Source organism: Ferruginibacter sp. (assembly GCF_049840995.1).
In the GTDB taxonomy this organism is placed as follows: domain Bacteria; phylum Bacteroidota; class Bacteroidia; order Chitinophagales; family Chitinophagaceae; genus Ferruginibacter.
This window is the reverse complement of the sequence record NZ_JASGIP010000001.1, coordinates 132,583-148,942: the sequence shown is the minus strand read 5'-3', so window position 1 is coordinate 148,942 and position 16,360 is coordinate 132,583. Positions and strand designations below refer to the sequence as shown.

Sequence of the window (16,360 nt, the reverse complement as noted above, 5' to 3'; positions counted from 1 at the left end):
AGCCAGAAGATCGGTGATTTCTGGACAACTGCTATGGACAGCGCAGCTATTGAAGCGGCAGGCCTTACGCCGCTAAAACCATATCTCGATAAAGCGGATGCTATAAAAGATGTTCCCACTTTATTGAGCACGGCTGCAGAATTAAAAAAAGCGGGCTCTTCTACTTTATTCAGCGATGGTCCTACACAGGATGCAAAGAACAGTGATGTGATGGTGTACCAGTTCTGGCAGGGCGGTATTGGTTTACCGGAACGGGAATATTATTTTAAAACAGACTCTGCCACTATCATGATCCGCAGCAGCTATGTAAGCTATATTACCACTATGCTGCACATGGCCGGGCAGGATTCTGTAAGTGCTGCTGCCGATGCAAGAAATATACTGGCGCTGGAAACTAAAATGGCATTGGCCAGCCGTAAAATAGAAGACCTGCGTGATCCTTATAAAAATTACAATAAGATGGCAGTGGCTGATATGGGTAAAATGGCGGCTACTATAAACTGGCCGGCGTATTTATCTGCAGCCGGAGCCAGCAAACTCGATTCTGTTGTAGTGGGTCAACCGGAATTTTTTACTGCACTGGATAAGATATTGAACGAAACACCCATTCCTGTATGGAAAAGCTATGTGAAATTTAATCTTATTTCAGATTTTTCTGCTGCCCTGCCGGATAAGTTTGGCCTGGAAGCATTTAAATTCAACCAGCTTTTCAGCGGTGCTAAAGAAAGAAGGCCAAGATGGAAAAGAGTGATACAAATGGAGAACCAGTTACTGGGCGAGCCCCTCGGCCAATTGTATGTAAAGGAATTCTTTAACGAAAAAGCCAAACAACGCTACAGCGACCAGGTAGAAGCCATCCGCACTGCTTTAAAAGAACGTATTGCCAAACTTACCTGGATGAGTGACAGCACTAAACAGAAGGCATACACGAAACTGGCTACCATGAAAAAGAAAGTGGGTTACCCGGAAAAGTGGAAAGATTTTTCTGCTATGCAGATCAGCAAGCAAGGATTTTTACCAAACCTGGCAAGCGCTAATAACTGGTGGTATAATTACAATATGAATAAACTGGGCAAACCTGTTGACAGGGATGAATGGGATATGACACCTCAGACCTACAATGCTTATTACAATCCAAGTAATAACGAAATTGTATTACCTGCAGCACAATTTATTGTGCCTGGTTATAAAGATGAAGAACTGGATGATGCGCTGGTGTATGGTTATGCAGCAGCGAGCACCATCGGACACGAAATAACCCATGGCTTTGATGATGAAGGCAGGCAGTTTGATGAAAAGGGCAACCTGAGCAGTTGGTGGACCAAAAAAGATGAAACAGAATTTAATAAGCGTGCTGATGTGATGGTAAACCAGTTTAACGCATACGAACCGCTGAAAGGCTATCATATAAACGGTAAGGCTTCACTGGGTGAGAATATTGCCGACCTGGGTGGTATATTACTCGGTGTGGATGCATTCAAAAAAACCGAGCAGTATAAAAAAGGAGAAAAGATCAACGGTTTAACACCGATGCAGCGCTTCTTCCTTGGATACTCACTGGGCTGGTTATTCCAGCAGCAGGAAGCGCAGTTACGCAGCCGTCTTTTAACAGACGTGCACTCCCCTGCCAAATACAGGGTAAACGGTCCTTTTGTAGATGTGGATGAATTTTACACCACGTTCGATATTAAACCCGGCGATAAAATGTACCGCCCGGATAGTTTAAGGGTGCGGATATGGTAACGCTTATTGCATAATGAACAGGCAGGTAGATTTACCTGCCTGTTTTTTTATACGCCACATAAAAAATATTTTTTAACTTGTACTTACTATGCGCACACAATTAAAAAAAGACGAGAAACTTTTACTCATTATCCGTAAGCACTGGATAAAACTGGTGCCTTCTATTTTAGCATGGTTGCTGCTCTCCATCCTGCTATTAGTCTGGATGAGCAATTATTCCATTGCATTCATCATCATTTTACTCACCGCTATATTTCCTGCGGTGGAGTATATTAATTGGAAGTATAATCTTTGGGCAGTTACTAATATGCGGGTAGTGGATGAAAGCGGTTTTTTTACAAGATATTCCAAAGAAAGTCCGCTGGATAAAATTAATAATGTGGAATACAATCAGCCTTTGATGGGCAGGATATTTGGTTATGGCAACGTGGATATACAAACCGCTGCTGAACTGGGCGAAACAAAGTATGAACTGATACATCATCCCAAATTATTGAAGGATACCATCACCCATGCACAAGAAGAATATAAAAGAACACAGATCAGCAGCCAGGCCACACAACTGGCACAGGCCATTGCAAAAACTGCGGGAGTCGGCAGCGGTGCATCACCCCAACTGATAGCAGATGAGCTGCACAAATTATTTGAACTGCTGCAAAAGGGCGCCATCACCAATGAAGAATACATTGCGCAAAAAAATAAGCTGATGGGTAGTTAAATATACCGGGCTTCAAAAAACTGTTGGAATGATGTTAAAACAGTAAAGGTTTTAGTTAATTAATATACAAATTGGCAGTACTGTTATATTTACAAACGGCCTGCTTTTTATATTTACGTATTACCTGTATAAACTAACTAAATCTCTTACAATGAAGCAGGCTTTGATCCTTGGCTCAATCATTATTATCGCAACGTCTTTTACAACAAACATTACAACTGTGCCCAAATTATCTTTAACTGCAATGATCAATGAACGCAGCAGTAAACACATCACTTTAAAAATAATCCTTACTAATAACACCGCTGATACCATTAAATATGAAAGTTGGGATTGCTCCTGGCAAGATTCATACACGGTCGATAATGATAAATGGAAGGTACTTGTGCATATATGTTTTACCAACGGTCATAAAACCTTTGAGATCCCACCCTACAGGAGTATAAATAACATTTTAGAGTTGGACAGGACTTCTGCCATCAAAACCGGTAATCTTAAATTCAAAATTGGATTTCACTATATCCCCCATCAACCTGATCTGAAAAATATTCCTGGAAAGATGAATGCAAAAAAAAGCGAGGATTTTATTGTCTGGAGCAATACTATCACCCCGTCATATTTTACCAAAAGTCTTCGCTGGTAAAATGCAGGTACCGCTGCTATCGCTTATTTAACAAAATATTGCAGGCGACCTGCATCAAAAAATTCCGCCAGCACATACAGCAACTCATTCGTTATTTTTTCCGGTTCATTACCATTGCCCTTGAAATTACTGTTGTAAAAAATAAACTTGCAGTAAAGAAAGATTTGAGTGGTCATGAAAGTTATTATTGTAGAGCCGGAAAAACAGGTGGTTAAAAGAGTGATAAGGGTATTACATGCTATCGACAGCAGTATCCAGGTACTTTCTGTGGTTACAGATATGGAATTACTGCAGCAACGGATCAATGTGCACCCCTTCCCCGACCTGGTGCTCATCAATCACAAACTATTAGGTGACGTAAGCAAGACGATCGAAGCCAAGCTTATTATCACCCTCCACAAAAATCATTTGGTTTACCTGGCCTTTCGTGTCAGCCACCTCAGTTACCTGCGGAAATACCTTTTAAATACGGCTGATCTTCCTGTAAAGCAAAAAGAAGAATCGCTGGTAACGCCGGCTGGTAATATACCGGAAAGCATGCCGGCGCCTTACCTGCAACAGGCCATCAAAAAAAGATTCCTCGTTACCTACCAGCAAAAATTATTATCTATTGCAGTGGAAGAGATCGCTTATTTCTTTTCGGATAACCGTTTTATTTTTTTCAGGACTTATGACAACCGCAAATTCTTAGTGGAATACCGCATGGATGAGTTGGAAAATATGCTCGAATCCCCAGCTTTTCTTCCGCATCAACCGTTCCTGTATCATTGCCATCAACTCTATTGCCGTTATTTATACTTACCCCGGCAACCGGTTTAAGATACATCTTGCCCCTGCTGCAGAAAAAGAAATGATCGTAAGCAGGGAACGCATTGCCAACTTCCGCAAATGGCTGGGAGAGTGATGGCAGTACTTTAAAACTGGTGTTCTGATTTCAACAATTGAAGCAGCAATTGTTTCAACTGCTGCAGTTTCGTTACACTTTTACTTTATGAGTGATTAGGTTTACCATGTGACCGTTATTTAAACTCCTGCTCATCATTTTTAAATACCGGTTGCACAAACCCATATTCAATATCCTAAATAACCAATTTTATGAAATCCATCTTCCTGCGCCTGTTCTTTTTATTTGTGCTTTTATTCATACTGGTCTGCATCTCTGCTACACATGTTTTCAGCCAGTGTTTAACCGCCCCAACGGCCAGCTGCAACAGCAGCGGGCCGCTGGTAACGGCCAACGAAACTCTTAACAGCGGCACCACCAAATGGTATTATGGCTCCGCAGCCACTTTTAATTCCCTTACACTCAATGGTGGAACACTGATCATTTGTGGTAATCTTACCATCGATAAATTCTACATGGATTCGGGCAAGATCTTTGTACAGCCCGGAGCAAGATTCGTGATAGGCAGTGGTATTGGCTATGGCCTGGGCTTAAAAGGTAATAGTTACCTGTACAATTATGGTACACTCGAAATTCTACGGAACCTTTCCTTTGAGAATGGCTGGGCTACCGCAGCAAAGCCCAATGTGCTGATCAACGCCACCACCAATGCTGTTTTAAAAATGAACAACCAGTATTTTGTCATTAACAATGCATATTCCTGGTTTGTAAATAAAGGGCGTGCTTACTTTCATGGTATCATTACCGATCCACAAGCTTCTCCCCGCAGCGTTTGCATGGGTAAATCCAGCGAAACAGTGATGACAGTATTGTACAATAAAGTAAAGAACAGTTACTATGCACCCGACCCCTACGCCTGTTTATCTGTATCAGAATTTTCGCAGCTATGGGATACGCTCAGCAATGCCAATCCCTTTATTCATGTTTGCCTTGGGTTGACACATAAACTCGATTCTACATGTATCCCTTATGGCTGTAAACCATCCTGGGGACTGGCAGATATTTTCCGGCGTTGCGGTGGTTGTGCTGCCATACAGATATTATCCAACAATTTTATTTCTTTTTACCAGGAGCAAAAAGGTAATGGTAATATGCTGTATTGGGAAATCCAGAATTCAATTGCAAGTGCAACCTACACCATAGAAGTCTCTGTTGACGGCAAGAATTTTTCTGCACTTTATCCTCCATTGCCAGCTAATGCGGATGGGTCGCCCCATTATTCACAGCAAGTGGATGCAGCATTCACCGGGACCAGTTATTACAGGATAAAATACCTGGATACTGTGGCTGGCTTTTCCACTTATAGCGCTATCATAAAAGTAAGGAACCAACTGCCTGCAGGGGTTTTAGTATACCCAAATCCTTTTGCAGACCATATATTTATTTCGTTACCAGGAAATTATAGCGCTGCTGATATCAATATAGCGGATATGTATGGACGAATTTTAGTGCGCTCTCATTTTTCACAGCAGGCAGGCAGGTGGCAACTGAACCTGCCGGCACAGCTTCCGCCGGGTGTTTACCGTATTATTATTGCCGCAGGAAAGGAACGGTGGGTGCAGAAGATCATTAAAGCAAACAGGTAATCTCAAAGTATACATAGTGGCACAGAACTGTCAAAGCAGTTTTGTGCCCTGTCACGCCCATCACCTAACGTTCACTTAAAAAACCAGCTATGCAATTCAATGCAATGCAGCTTTATGCCCAGATGCAGGAAGATATTGGCAATTTTAAATTGTGCTGTAAGAACGAACTATTGGTAATTGAAGGTTGTTTTAATATTGCCAGCCAGTACTGGACAAGGATAAAGCATATTGCCACTACTCATTTTTTTATTTCCGAAGCGGAATCCATCCTGTTCTTTAAACATATAAAGCCCTCATTTGTCGCTGTATTGAAATTTTACACATTGCATTACCAGGCATTGTTGTTCAAACCGGGCGACAGCAATATTGAACTAGTGATCTATTGGCTGAACCAGTTAAAAAGAATCGAGAAATTCTACGAACGCCACCGCGATTTTTATGATTATTATGTGAACGGGCAAACCGACAAAGACCTGCAGTATTTTACCCAGGATGCCTGTACCCGCAACCTGCTGGATGAATTACCCTGCGATTCAAAGGCCGGCATATCGCCCAGTTGTATTGCAGCACGTATTTTGGGCTACCGGGAATACCATAAACTGGTGGAAGCGGAGTTGCGTAACCTGTTGCATGGCAAAAAGGATGAACCACCTGTAAAGAAGATCGTACCTGTTTGCCACGTTTATGGTATGGTGGAAAGCCGCTGATGTAAATTCATATTTTGCTAATGAGCCGTTGCATAAAAAAACATAAATTACAGTTTCCATTCACTAAAAATTCTTATGTATGAAAAAAATGATCACCGCTGCTATATTGGCCGGCAGTTTATTCATCAGCTGCAGCAGCAATGCACAACAGGATAAAAGTAAAAGGCCCAGCCCTCCTGCATTGGTAAAAGAAACCATCAATACCGGCGCCACCATCAGCATCGATTACAGTCAACCTTCTGTAAAAGGAAGAACGATCGGTACGGACCTGGAACCAAAAGAGGGACAGGTATGGCGCACGGGTGCCAATGAAGCCACTGTTTTTGAAACGGACAAAGACCTTAAATTCGGCAATGCCACTTTACCTGCCGGTAAATATGGTTTATTCTCGCTTTCCGGAAAAGACAACTGGACCATCATCTTCAATAAAACCTGGAAACAATGGGGCGCTTTTGATTACAAGCAGGCAGATGATGCATTACGTATCACCGCCAAAGCAGAAAAGAGCACAGTGTTCACAGAAAAAATGACCTTTACCATTGACAAAAGTGGTTTGATCACTTTACTATGGGGCGATAATAAAGTTACTTTTACAGCACAATAATTTTTTCTTTGCACAATAAAAAAAGAGCTGCAGATGATGCAGCTCTTTTTTATTTACAGTATTCATTGATGCTATTGTTTGGTAGCAGTATCTTTTACTTTTTTCTTCAGCAAATTGTTCATCAACCCTTTTAAAGATTCAGCAGGTTTTGGTTTGGGTGCACTGCCGGAATCTGTATTGTTCTTGTTGCCCGCCAGTTGCTTGGCCAGTTCGTCCTTTGCAGCACTCAATGCCTGGTTCTTGATGGATTTGATCGTGTCTTTTACGGCACTGGTAACCGCCTGTTTGGTACTATCGATCTTAGCCTTGGCAAAATCAGTTACCTGTTGTTTCATCTGGTCAGCAAGATTTGCAGCGCCCTGTTTCAGGTCTGTTTTTACTGTAGGCGCTGTAATGCTGCCACCCAGTTTCAGGTTCAGGTTAACGGTCTCGCCTACCTGCAATGGTACGCCTTTACTGTTTACTTGTGTTACAAGGTTATTCACTAATTGATTGCCCTTATCTCCCATTAAGGAGCGGGGTAATTTCATGTTCACCACAAAATCCAGTGACTGATCAAAACCCTGCAACCCTCCGATCTCCATTTCCACACCGGATACTTTAACCGTAAATGGTTTTACCAGTAATTTACCATTGGAGAATTCAAAATAATTCTTGATGTCTTTTACAGAGATCTGTTCCAGTGCTTTTACATTTAAGGTACTGGCAATTTTATCCAGCGGTGCAAATTTGCTCAGGAATCCTTCTATTAATAACAGGTTGCCATTACCGGTAAGTGTATTCATATCCGGCATCATATTATCGCCCAGCTTACCTTTTACACTCAGTTGCGAAGTAAGTTTGCCCGCAATGAATTTTCCTATCGGCATTAGTTTTTGTACGGTGTTAAATGCATAAAATGTTTTCTGTACATCCACGCCACTTACAGCATAATCCAGCGCTATATCCGGTTTTACCTTGCTTTGCAATGTGGAGTATTGCCCGTTCACAGCCAGTGTACCATCCAGTGCATTGCCCTTTACATCTTTAATAAATACAGATTCATTATTGATCAACAAAGTGCCGGAAAGATCACTGATATCTATTTTATCATAATGCACTTTATCTACTTTAGTTTGCAGGCTTATATCCAGGTTGGCAGGTACTGCAAAAGGCGCGGATGCTGCACCTGTAGTGGCAGTATCAGCAGAAGTGCCCATCCAGTCGTTCAGGTTCACCTTATCTGCAGTAACAGCAAGCGCTGCATTCAAAGGTTTATTCTGCAATACATAACTCAGCAGGTTATTGATCTGTCCCAATCCTGTAAAATTGGTATTCATATATTGACCACTTAAGCTGCTGATATCAATTTGTTTGGGTGTAAAAGATGTAAGCAGGTTGTTTATCTTAACACCTGTTGGATAATCTTTGGCTGCATAGAAAAAATCATTCAGCCCGATAGTGCCCGCTGCACTGAATTTATCATACTGTTGTTTTTCTATATCGGTAACATTGCCTTTCAGGCTCACATCCGCATTCAGCAGGCCGGCAAGTTTTGTATCTTTTTCCAGTTTTACAAATTGCGCTACTTTGGAAAGATCCAGTTTGCCTTTTGCAGCCGCATCCACAAACATATTGCTAACGGGATTTTTCACCAGCACCCTGAAATCGAATGGTTCATTATCCATTTCAATATGGCCATTCTCCACATTCACCACCGTGTTATCTGTTTGTCCATCTTTATTATCCACCTGTGCTTTAAAGTTGATATTCTGCACCGGTTTCGGCAGATCGGGATACTGGAAAAAACCATCTTTCACATCCATATCCACATGATAAGCGGGCATCTGTGTATCGTTGTAAACACCTTTTACAAAGCCGCCGAAAACGGCGGAGCCACTGGTCTTTATTTTAGCAAAATCATTTTTATAAATAGCTGGTATCAGCGACAATATATTCTTAAAATCGGTAGAAGGCGCTTTGAATTTTATATCCATATCATAGCCCTTATCATTAAGGTTCTTGATAACGCCGTTGCTGCTGATCTTAAGATCATTCACCGCAATATTATCGGTGGAATAAGTATAACTGTTTTGTTTGTTGTCCACCTGTATATCGGCATCCAGCGTGGTTTTTGCGTTGGCTAAAAAAGGGATGCCGTCATACACAAAAGTTACCGCATTTGCAGAAGTGGAAGTTTTCAAGGTAAAAAGATCGGAAGTAAAATCGCCACTGCCGCTGTGATTAAGATTGATGATCTCACTGCTCATGCCCGCACTCTCATCTTTATAGCTGATATAGGCATTTTCTATTTCGTAATTCTTCAGCTCCAGTGAAAATGGTTTTTCCTTTGTTTCCGTTTTTGTTGCAGCAGAATCCGGTTTTACAATATCCCAGTTGGCAGCGCCGTCTTTGTTTACAATGGCGTGTATGCGTGGAGCAGAAGCTGTAACAGAATAGATGGTCATATCTTTTCCTTTTATTACACTCATGATGTTTACAGCGGCATCAATGCGTTTGGCAGACAACAATGTATCTGCAGCAAAAACACCTGTACCCGTTACCTGCAGCTCATCCAGCCCAATGGCCACTTTGGGAAAATGACGGAAAAAGGAAATGTCCACATCTTTAAAATCCACTTTTGCAGTAAGGCTTTTGTTGATCGTTTGCTTTACATAAGCCACGATCTTTCCTTTAAAAACATAGGGAATCGCTAAGGCAATGGCTATAAGCGCCACTAAGCTGATCAGGAAAATCTTCAGGATCTTTTTGAATCTTTTCATAGAAATGTTTTGGCTATTGAATAATTATTTATCATCTGTAATGACTAATCCCGGCACGGAATGGTTGCAAAAATAAAAATCTTTCTGCGATTATTTAAGGTGTCTTTGCTTAAGCACAGCAGTAATATCACTTAGTAAAAAGCCCTTGGCCTGCAATAATATCATGTAATGGAACAGCAGATCGGCCGCTTCGCCCAAAAATAATTCCCTGTTATCGTCCTTGGCTTCGATCACCAGTTCCACCGCTTCTTCCCCTACTTTTTGTGCCACTTTATTAATGCCTTTTGCAAATAAAGAGCTGGTGTAAGAGTCACCTGAAGGATTATTTTTCCGGTCAGTGATAATTTGCTCCAGTTGCTGTAAAAAATCATTCCCTTCATTTTTTTCATTCCAGCAGGTATCAGCCCCGGTATGGCATACAGGGCCAACTGGCTGGGCTTTTATCAGCAGGCTGTCATTATCACAATCCACTTTAATGGCTTTCAATAATAAAAAATTTCCGCTCTCCTCTCCCTTGGTCCACAACCTGTTTTTGCTACGGCTGAAAAAAGTTACCTTTTGCAGTTCCTGCGTTGCAGCAACAGCGGCTTCGTTCATAAAGCCCAGCATCAGCACTTTACCGGTTGTATTATCCTGTACAATAGCGGGCACAAGACCATCTGCGTATTTTTTATAATCGATTGTCATCTTCTTTATTTTCGGTTTTATCTTTTTGTGAAGAAAGTATTTGCATCAGTTCTTCCTGCCTTTTATGCAAACGCTCTCTCATCTTATCATTTCTTTTTGCCTGCCGGTTGCGCATATAAATAAAAATGAACAGGGCAATAATTGCAGGCGATATGTACAAATAGCGTTCCATTAAATACGTACAGGTATATTTTGCTGTTGCAGATATTGTTTCAATACCGGTATCTCAATTTCTTTATAATGAAAGATACTGGCCGCCAATGCAGCATCAGCGTGGGCATTTTCAAACACTTCTTTAAAATGTATTACCGCTCCTGCACCACCGCTGGCAATTACCGGCACCGGCAATGTGTTGGATAAAGTGGCAGTAATATCCAACGCAAAACCATTTTTTGTACCATCATTATTCATACTTGTTAAGAGAATTTCACCGGCGCCCAATGCTACTGCCTGCTTTGCCCAGTCGATGGTCCTGGTATCCGTTTTTGTTCGGCCGCCATTCAGGTACACATACCATTCACCGTCTTCTTCTTTTTTAGTATCGATGGCAAGCACCACACACTGGCTGCCGAACGCATTGCTCAACTCTTTGATGAGTGAAGGGTTTTTGAATGCGGCGGTGTTCACGGAAATTTTATCCGCCCCGTTCTGTAATAATAAAGCAACATCTTCTACAGTGCTGATCCCTCCACCAACTGTAAATGGAATATTGATATTGGCAGCGATTCTTTTTACCAGTTCCACCAGCGTTTTTCTTTTTTCCACTGTTGCAGTAATATCTAAAAACACCAGTTCATCTGCGCCCTGTTCCGAATACAATAAGGCCAGTTCCACCGGGTCACCGGCATCACGGATGCTTTCAAAATTGATCCCCTTTACAGTTCTGCCATCTTTTATATCGAGACAGGGTATAATGCGCCTGGTAAGCATAATGAATAATTGATTAATTGATAGTGGATAGTTCCGCTAATGTTATTTTTCCCTCATAAATTGCTTTGCCGATGATGGCGCCGGTGCAGCCAATGGCCTTCAGTTCTTTCACATCTTCTATATTACTTACACCACCGCTGGCAATTAAATTGATCTCCGGGTGTTCGGCCATTATCTTTTTATACAATTCGATCGATGGCCCTTGCAATACCCCGTCTTTTGAAATATCGGTACAAAAAATATTATTCGCACCCAATGCGATCATCCTTCCAATGAAATCGAAAATATTGATTCCACTATCTTCCAGCCATCCGCTGATCTTTATTTTTTCATCCAGCACATCGGCCCCGATCAAAAATTTTTCAGCGCTGAATTCCATCAGCCATTCTTCAATTAATTGCGGTTGCTTTACTGCAAGGCTGCCGATAGTGACCATCGAAGCACCTGCATTAAAAATATTATCTACGTCTGTCATGTTCTTTACGCCACCTCCAAAATCGATCGATAAACAGGTGGATGCCGCAATTTTTTCCAATACCGCAAGATTGATGATCTTTCCTGCTTTGGCGCCATCCAGGTCAACAATATGTAAACGCTGTATACCCGCTGCTTCAAATTCTTTGGCCACTTCCACAGGATTTTCATTGTATACTTTTTGTTGCGCATAATCGCCCTTGGTAAGGCGTACCGCTTTTCCGTCGATAATATCAATTGCAGGAATGATGATCATGGCAGTTGTATAAAGTTTTTTAAAATTGTTTCGCCTGCTGTACCCGATTTTTCAGGATGGAATTGTACCGCATAAAAATTATCTTTCTGCAAAGCGGCACTGTAAGGTAATATGTAATCTGTTTTTGCCACTGTTTCATTTCCTGTTGCAGCATAATAACTATGTACCGTATAAACAAATTCATTTTCCTTTAATCCATTAAAAAGAACAGAACGATAATCGTAGATATTATTCCATCCTATCTGCGGAATTTTTAAACTTGCTGATTGAAATAATTTCACTGCTGTATCAAATATACCCAGGCATTGTGTATCTCCCTCTTCCGAATGTTTGCATAATAACTGTTGGCCGAGGCAGATACCCAGCACTGGTTGCTGCAATGAAACGATCAGTTTATCCAGCCCTCTTTCTCTTAGATACTGCATGGCTGCACCCGCATGTCCCACACCGGGAAAAATTACTTTTGCTGCATTACGGATCGTTGCCGCATCATCCGTAACCACGGATGCAACCCCAATGCGTTCTAAAGCATATTGCACACTTTGTACATTACCGGCATTGTATTTTATGATAGCAATGCCCCTGTCCCCTAAAGGGGAACTTGGATTGTTACTGTTATTATCATACAATGGTTCTTTTATAGTCATTGTTTATCTCAAGATTTTCAAATTATCAAACTCTTCCAAAGCCCCCTTTAGGGGGTTGGGGGGGTTACAGTATTCCTTTTGTTGATGGTAATGCATTATTATTAATGTCCCGTTTCACCGCCATCTTGATGGCTTTTGCAAATGCCTTGAATATGGATTCAATTTTATGATGTTCATTGTCTCCTTCCGCTTTAATATTCAGGTTGCTTTTGGATGCATCGCTGAAAGATTTAAAAAAGTGAAAGAACATTTCGGTAGGCATCTCTCCTATCTTCTCTCTTTTGAATGCTGCATCCCATACGATCCAGTTGCGGCCACCAAAATCAATGGCCACCTGTGCAAGACAGTCATCCATCGGTAACAAAAAGCCATAGCGTTCAATGCCGCGTTTATCGCCCAATGCTTTTGCAATGGCTTCTCCCAATGCAATACCGGTATCTTCAATGCTGTGGTGTTCATCAATATGCAGATCACCTTTACATTCAATATGCAGATCAATATTACCATGCCTTGCGATCTGTTCCAGCATGTGATCGAAAAAAGCCAGTCCTGTTTCTATTTTTGCTTTGCCGGTACCATCCAGGTTGATTGCCACTTTTATTTTTGTCTCGTTGGTATTGCGTTCATGCACCACTTTCCTTGGAGGCAGTTTTAAATAATTGTAAACATCCGCCCAATCGGTGGTTTCCACAACAATCACATCCTGCCGTAATTCATTCGCCGTATCTTTTATTTCTGTTGCACCCAGGTTGGTATGAATATTCAGCCACAATCCATGGCAACCTAAATTCTTTGCCAGTTCCATATCCGTGATGCGGTCGCCGATAACAAAAGAGTTGGCCAGGTCGTAATCAGGGTTATTGATATATCGTGTAAGCATTCCCGTTCTTGGCTTCCTGGTAGGTGCATTATCTTCGGGGAAAGATCAATCAATAAACACTTCCTTAAAATGAACCCCTTCTCCTTCCAGTGTTTTGACAATAAAATTCTGTACCGGCCAAAAAGTATCTTCAGGAAAAGAAGCGGTGCCCAGCCCATCCTGGTTGGTTACCATCACGAGTTCATAATCCAGTTCTTTAGCAATTTTACTGAGGTAATAAAACATGCCCGGGTAGAATTCGAGTTTTTCAAAACTGTCCAGCTGGTAAGTTTTCTGCACTTCCTTTGTAATGGTTCCGTCCCTGTCTACAAACAATATTTTTTTTACCCCCTGCCCCCCTGAAGGGGGATTGGGCATTCTATCTTTTTCTGTGGCGTTATTGTTACTCATATTTCCTTAAAATATTTATTAATTTTTTATTTTCTTCAGGTGTGCCGATTGTTACCCTTAAACAATTCTCACACAAAATTTCTTTAGTCCTGTTACGCACAATGATCTCGTTGCTGGTAAGATAATCATACAGGCCATCTGCATCATTTACTTTTACCAATATAAAATTGGCATCGGTGGGATATACCTTTTTTACAAAAGGCAAACGCACCAACTCACTCGCTAATGATTCTTTTTCATGCACCGTTTCCCGGATCCATTTATTTACCATCGCTGTTTCCTGTAACGCATCAATAGCGATCTGCTGCGAAGCTTCGTTGATATTATAAGGAGGCTTTACCTTATTAAAAACATCAATAATATCCATCGATGCAAAACCCAGTCCCAGCCGCAATGACGCAAGGCCCCAGGCTTTTGAAAGCGTTTGCATCACTATAAGATTGGGATATTCTGTTAGCTCCTGTATAAATGTTTTTTGCTTGGAGAAATTGATATACGCTTCATCAATGATCACAATGCCGGGAAAATTATTCAGCAATATTTCCACATCTGCACGGTTCATGTTATTGCCCGTAGGATTGTTCGGTGAACAGATGAACAATAATTTGCTGTTACTATCTGTTGCCTGCATGATACCATCCACATCCAGTTCAAAACTGCGGGTGAGATTTACTTTTCGTACAGCCACATCATTGATACCGGCACTTACCTGGTACATGCCATAGGTAGGCGGGCAAATGATCACATTATCTTTCTTTGGTTCGCAAAAAATGCGGTACGCCAGGTCTATCACTTCATCGCTGCCGTTGCCGATAAATATATTTTCAGCAGGCACCCCTTTTATCCGGGCCAGTTGAAATTTCAGTTGCCATTGCAAAGGATCGGGATAGCGGTTATAATTTTCCGCTACCGGTGAACCATAGGCATTTTCATTGGCATCTAAAAACACAGAAGCTTTGCCGGTAAATTCATGCCGTGCAGAGGAATAAGGTTTAAGATTGCGGATATTTTCCCGTATCAATTTTTGCAGATCGAATTGCATGGTCATTTATTTATTTCATTTAAACGGATGGTAACAGCATTTTTATGTGCATCCAGTCCTTCGGCTGCTGCCATTGCTTCTACAGCACCGCCAATATTTTTCAATCCTTCTTTACTCAATTGCTGAAACGTGATCTTCTTTACAAAACTGTCGAGCGACACGCCGCTGTATGCTTTTGCATAACCATTGGTAGGCAATGTATGATTGGTGCCCGATGCATAATCACCGGCGCTTTCCGGTGAATAATGCCCAATGAAAACACTACCGGCATTGATCACTTTTTCTGCAAGCAATAGTGCATTATCGGAAGCAATGATCAAATGTTCCGGCGCATATTCGTTCAGTAAGGCAAATGCCTCATCAACCTGTTCCATTACAATAAGCCGGCTGTTGTGCAATGCCTGCATGGCAATTTGCTTTCTTGGTAATTTTTCATATTGCTGCCTTAATTCAGCTATTACTGCTTCAATAATGGATTGCGAATTGGCCACTAATACCACCTGGCTGTCGGCACCATGTTCTGCCTGGCTCAACAGGTCGGCGGCAATAAAACCGGCATTGCCTGTTTCATCAGCATATACCGCCACTTCGCTGGGGCCAGCAGGCATATCTATCGCAACACCATCTTTACTGATCAGTTGTTTGGCACAGGTTACATACTGGTTGCCCGGCCCGAAAATTTTATACACCTGCGGTATGGTTGCCGTACCATAAGCCATTGCAGCAATTGCCTGCACACCACCTGCTTTAAAAATATTTTTTATGCCGATCAATTGTGCTACATATAAAACAACATCATTTACTTTTCCGTTCTTATCGCAGGGCGTGCAGACAACGATGTCTTTACAACCTGCGATCGTTGCAGGAATACCTAACATCAACAATGTAGAGAACAGCGGTGCTGTACCACCCGGGATATACAATCCCACTTTTTCTATCGCAACTGCTTTTCTCCAGCACACTACACCATTCATGGTTTCAACGGTCGTTACCTTTTCCTTTTGTGCCTCGTGGAATTTTGTGATATTATTTTTTGCAATAGCAATAGCTGCTTTCAGATCATCATCAACAGCTGCAACTGCCGCTGCAATTTCCTGTTCGCTTACTTTTAATTCTTCCAATTGCACAGCATCAAATTGCAATGCATATTTTTTCACCGCTGCATCTCCGTTGTTCTTTACATCTTTTAAGATCGCGGCTACCTTTTCTTCCAGCGCACTGGTATCCAATACCGGGCGCTGCAATAATTGCTTCCATGCTTCTTTAACCGGATTTTCAAAAATTTTCATACCCGAAATATCGCCCCTACGGGGCTTTGAATGAATAATAATATATTTTTTCTACCGACATGTCGCTCCTACGGAGCTGGTTGCAGATTCCAACTATC

The 16,360-nt window shown here is 41.6% G+C and carries 19 protein-coding genes and 1 pseudogene; 8 read left to right on the top strand and 12 right to left on the bottom strand.

Translation table 11 applies throughout. The features are described 5' to 3' along the window. Positions 1-33: 33 nt before the first annotated feature. The 3 genes from QM738_RS00715 to QM738_RS00705 all read left to right on the top strand — a co-directional run bounded on the left by QM738_RS00715 (position 34) and on the right by QM738_RS00705 (position 3,104). Positions 34-1,743, top strand: a complete 1,710-nt coding sequence (locus QM738_RS00715; RefSeq protein ID WP_462274751.1) for a M13 family metallopeptidase — start codon at positions 34-36, stop codon at positions 1,741-1,743. A gap of 88 nt (positions 1,744-1,831) precedes the next feature. Continuing rightward, complete coding sequence (locus QM738_RS00710) at positions 1,832-2,461, top strand: SHOCT domain-containing protein (RefSeq protein ID WP_462274750.1); 630 nt, start codon at positions 1,832-1,834, stop codon at positions 2,459-2,461. A 151-nt stretch (positions 2,462-2,612) separates the two neighbouring features. Continuing rightward, a complete protein-coding gene (locus QM738_RS00705) occupies positions 2,613-3,104 on the top strand; it encodes a hypothetical protein (protein WP_462274749.1) in 492 nt (163 codons plus the stop codon). A 23-nt stretch (positions 3,105-3,127) separates the two neighbouring features. On the opposite strand, the gene QM738_RS00700 is transcribed toward QM738_RS00705, so the two are convergent. Continuing rightward, on the bottom strand, positions 3,128-3,280 hold the full coding sequence (locus tag QM738_RS00700) for a hypothetical protein (protein WP_462274748.1): 153 nt from the start codon (positions 3,278-3,280) through the stop codon (positions 3,128-3,130). On the opposite strand from QM738_RS00700, the gene QM738_RS00695 reads away from it, so the two are divergent. The 5 genes from QM738_RS00695 to QM738_RS00675 all read left to right on the top strand — a co-directional run bounded on the left by QM738_RS00695 (position 3,279) and on the right by QM738_RS00675 (position 6,905). After that, complete coding sequence (locus tag QM738_RS00695; RefSeq protein ID WP_462274747.1) at positions 3,279-3,923, top strand: LytR/AlgR family response regulator transcription factor; 645 nt, start codon at positions 3,279-3,281, stop codon at positions 3,921-3,923. The two genes, QM738_RS00700 and QM738_RS00695, sit on opposite strands and share 2 nt — an antisense overlap. Continuing rightward, positions 3,853-4,008, top strand: coding sequence for a LytTR family transcriptional regulator DNA-binding domain-containing protein (locus QM738_RS00690; protein ID WP_462274823.1), 156 nt, complete (start codon positions 3,853-3,855; stop codon positions 4,006-4,008). The genes QM738_RS00695 and QM738_RS00690 overlap by 71 nt, the downstream gene beginning before the upstream one ends. A 191-nt stretch (positions 4,009-4,199) precedes the next feature. Continuing rightward, positions 4,200-5,594: a T9SS type A sorting domain-containing protein gene (locus tag QM738_RS00685; RefSeq protein WP_462274746.1), complete on the top strand. Its 1,395-nt coding sequence runs from the start codon at positions 4,200-4,202 to the stop codon at positions 5,592-5,594. Between the two features lie 89 nt (positions 5,595-5,683). Further along, positions 5,684-6,301 (top strand): RteC domain-containing protein, encoded by a 618-nt coding sequence (locus QM738_RS00680; protein WP_462274745.1) that lies wholly within the window; start codon positions 5,684-5,686, stop codon positions 6,299-6,301. A 79-nt stretch (positions 6,302-6,380) separates the two neighbouring features. Next, positions 6,381-6,905, top strand: a complete 525-nt coding sequence (locus QM738_RS00675; protein ID WP_462274744.1) for a DUF2911 domain-containing protein — start codon at positions 6,381-6,383, stop codon at positions 6,903-6,905. A gap of 71 nt (positions 6,906-6,976) precedes the next feature. Here the strand turns inward: QM738_RS00675 and QM738_RS00670 are convergent, their stop codons facing one another. The 11 genes and pseudogenes from QM738_RS00670 to hisD all read right to left on the bottom strand — a co-directional run bounded on the left by QM738_RS00670 (position 6,977) and on the right by hisD (position 16,262). Beyond that, positions 6,977-9,667 (bottom strand): hypothetical protein, encoded by a 2,691-nt coding sequence (locus QM738_RS00670; protein WP_462274743.1) that lies wholly within the window; start codon positions 9,665-9,667, stop codon positions 6,977-6,979. A gap of 90 nt (positions 9,668-9,757) precedes the next feature. Beyond that, entirely contained in the window at positions 9,758-10,354 is a 597-nt protein-coding gene (gene hisIE / locus QM738_RS00665; RefSeq protein WP_462274742.1) for a bifunctional phosphoribosyl-AMP cyclohydrolase/phosphoribosyl-ATP diphosphatase HisIE, read from the bottom strand. Further along, positions 10,338-10,526 (bottom strand): hypothetical protein, encoded by a 189-nt coding sequence (locus QM738_RS00660; protein ID WP_462274741.1) that lies wholly within the window; start codon positions 10,524-10,526, stop codon positions 10,338-10,340. Before QM738_RS00660 ends, hisIE begins: the two co-directional genes overlap by 17 nt. Beyond that, positions 10,526-11,284, bottom strand: a complete 759-nt coding sequence (gene hisF, locus QM738_RS00655) for an imidazole glycerol phosphate synthase subunit HisF (protein WP_462274740.1) — start codon at positions 11,282-11,284, stop codon at positions 10,526-10,528. The genes QM738_RS00660 and hisF overlap by 1 nt, the downstream gene beginning before the upstream one ends. A 13-nt stretch (positions 11,285-11,297) precedes the next feature. Further along, positions 11,298-12,014 carry a 1-(5-phosphoribosyl)-5-[(5-phosphoribosylamino)methylideneamino]imidazole-4-carboxamide isomerase gene (gene hisA / locus QM738_RS00650; protein ID WP_462274739.1) on the bottom strand — a complete coding sequence of 239 codons (717 nt, stop codon included), beginning with the start codon at positions 12,012-12,014 and terminating at the stop codon, positions 11,298-11,300. Continuing rightward, positions 12,011-12,661 (bottom strand): imidazole glycerol phosphate synthase subunit HisH, encoded by a 651-nt coding sequence (hisH, locus tag QM738_RS00645; RefSeq protein ID WP_462274738.1) that lies wholly within the window; start codon positions 12,659-12,661, stop codon positions 12,011-12,013. Before hisH ends, hisA begins: the two co-directional genes overlap by 4 nt. Before the next feature lie 64 nt (positions 12,662-12,725). Continuing rightward, a complete protein-coding gene (gene hisB / locus QM738_RS00640) occupies positions 12,726-13,466 on the bottom strand; it encodes an imidazoleglycerol-phosphate dehydratase HisB (RefSeq protein ID WP_462274822.1) in 741 nt (246 codons plus the stop codon). Then, positions 13,440-13,547 (bottom strand): annotated as a pseudogene (locus QM738_RS00635) (HAD hydrolase-like protein); the annotation flags it as partial. The gene hisB and the pseudogene QM738_RS00635, both read right to left, overlap by 27 nt. Positions 13,548-13,586: 39 nt before the next feature. Next, entirely contained in the window at positions 13,587-13,931 is a 345-nt protein-coding gene (locus QM738_RS00630; protein ID WP_462274737.1) for a hypothetical protein, read from the bottom strand. Then, positions 13,924-14,973: a histidinol-phosphate transaminase gene (hisC, locus tag QM738_RS00625; RefSeq protein ID WP_462274736.1), complete on the bottom strand. Its 1,050-nt coding sequence runs from the start codon at positions 14,971-14,973 to the stop codon at positions 13,924-13,926. The genes QM738_RS00630 and hisC overlap by 8 nt, the downstream gene beginning before the upstream one ends. 2 nt (positions 14,974-14,975) lie before the next feature. Next, positions 14,976-16,262 carry a histidinol dehydrogenase gene (hisD, locus tag QM738_RS00620; RefSeq protein WP_462274735.1) on the bottom strand — a complete coding sequence of 429 codons (1,287 nt, stop codon included), beginning with the start codon at positions 16,260-16,262 and terminating at the stop codon, positions 14,976-14,978. Positions 16,263-16,360: the final 98 nt, after the last annotated feature.

Excerpts from the sequence above, each read along its gene's own strand:
- QM738_RS00715 (WP_462274751.1), top strand. The coding sequence starts at position 34 with ATGGACAGCGCAGCTATTGAAGCGGCAGGCCTTACGCCGCTAAAACCA.
- QM738_RS00710 (WP_462274750.1), top strand. The coding sequence starts at position 1,832 with ATGCGCACACAATTAAAAAAAGACGAGAAACTTTTACTCATTATCCGT.
- QM738_RS00705 (WP_462274749.1), top strand. The coding sequence starts at position 2,613 with ATGAAGCAGGCTTTGATCCTTGGCTCAATCATTATTATCGCAACGTCT.
- QM738_RS00695 (WP_462274747.1), top strand. The coding sequence starts at position 3,279 with ATGAAAGTTATTATTGTAGAGCCGGAAAAACAGGTGGTTAAAAGAGTG.
- QM738_RS00700 (WP_462274748.1), bottom strand. The coding sequence starts at position 3,280 with ATGACCACTCAAATCTTTCTTTACTGCAAGTTTATTTTTTACAACAGT.
- QM738_RS00685 (WP_462274746.1), top strand. The coding sequence starts at position 4,200 with ATGAAATCCATCTTCCTGCGCCTGTTCTTTTTATTTGTGCTTTTATTC.
- QM738_RS00680 (WP_462274745.1), top strand. The coding sequence starts at position 5,684 with ATGCAATTCAATGCAATGCAGCTTTATGCCCAGATGCAGGAAGATATT.
- QM738_RS00675 (WP_462274744.1), top strand. The coding sequence starts at position 6,381 with ATGAAAAAAATGATCACCGCTGCTATATTGGCCGGCAGTTTATTCATC.
- QM738_RS00670 (WP_462274743.1), bottom strand. The coding sequence starts at position 9,667 with ATGAAAAGATTCAAAAAGATCCTGAAGATTTTCCTGATCAGCTTAGTG.
- hisIE (WP_462274742.1), bottom strand. The coding sequence starts at position 10,354 with ATGACAATCGATTATAAAAAATACGCAGATGGTCTTGTGCCCGCTATT.
- QM738_RS00660 (WP_462274741.1), bottom strand. The coding sequence starts at position 10,526 with ATGGAACGCTATTTGTACATATCGCCTGCAATTATTGCCCTGTTCATT.
- hisF (WP_462274740.1), bottom strand. The coding sequence starts at position 11,284 with ATGCTTACCAGGCGCATTATACCCTGTCTCGATATAAAAGATGGCAGA.
- hisA (WP_462274739.1), bottom strand. The coding sequence starts at position 12,014 with ATGATCATCATTCCTGCAATTGATATTATCGACGGAAAAGCGGTACGC.
- hisH (WP_462274738.1), bottom strand. The coding sequence starts at position 12,661 with ATGACTATAAAAGAACCATTGTATGATAATAACAGTAACAATCCAAGT.
- hisB (WP_462274822.1), bottom strand. The coding sequence starts at position 13,466 with ATGGAACTGGCAAAGAATTTAGGTTGCCATGGATTGTGGCTGAATATT.
- QM738_RS00630 (WP_462274737.1), bottom strand. The coding sequence starts at position 13,931 with ATGAGTAACAATAACGCCACAGAAAAAGATAGAATGCCCAATCCCCCT.
- hisC (WP_462274736.1), bottom strand. The coding sequence starts at position 14,973 with ATGCAATTCGATCTGCAAAAATTGATACGGGAAAATATCCGCAATCTT.
- hisD (WP_462274735.1), bottom strand. The coding sequence starts at position 16,262 with ATGAAAATTTTTGAAAATCCGGTTAAAGAAGCATGGAAGCAATTATTG.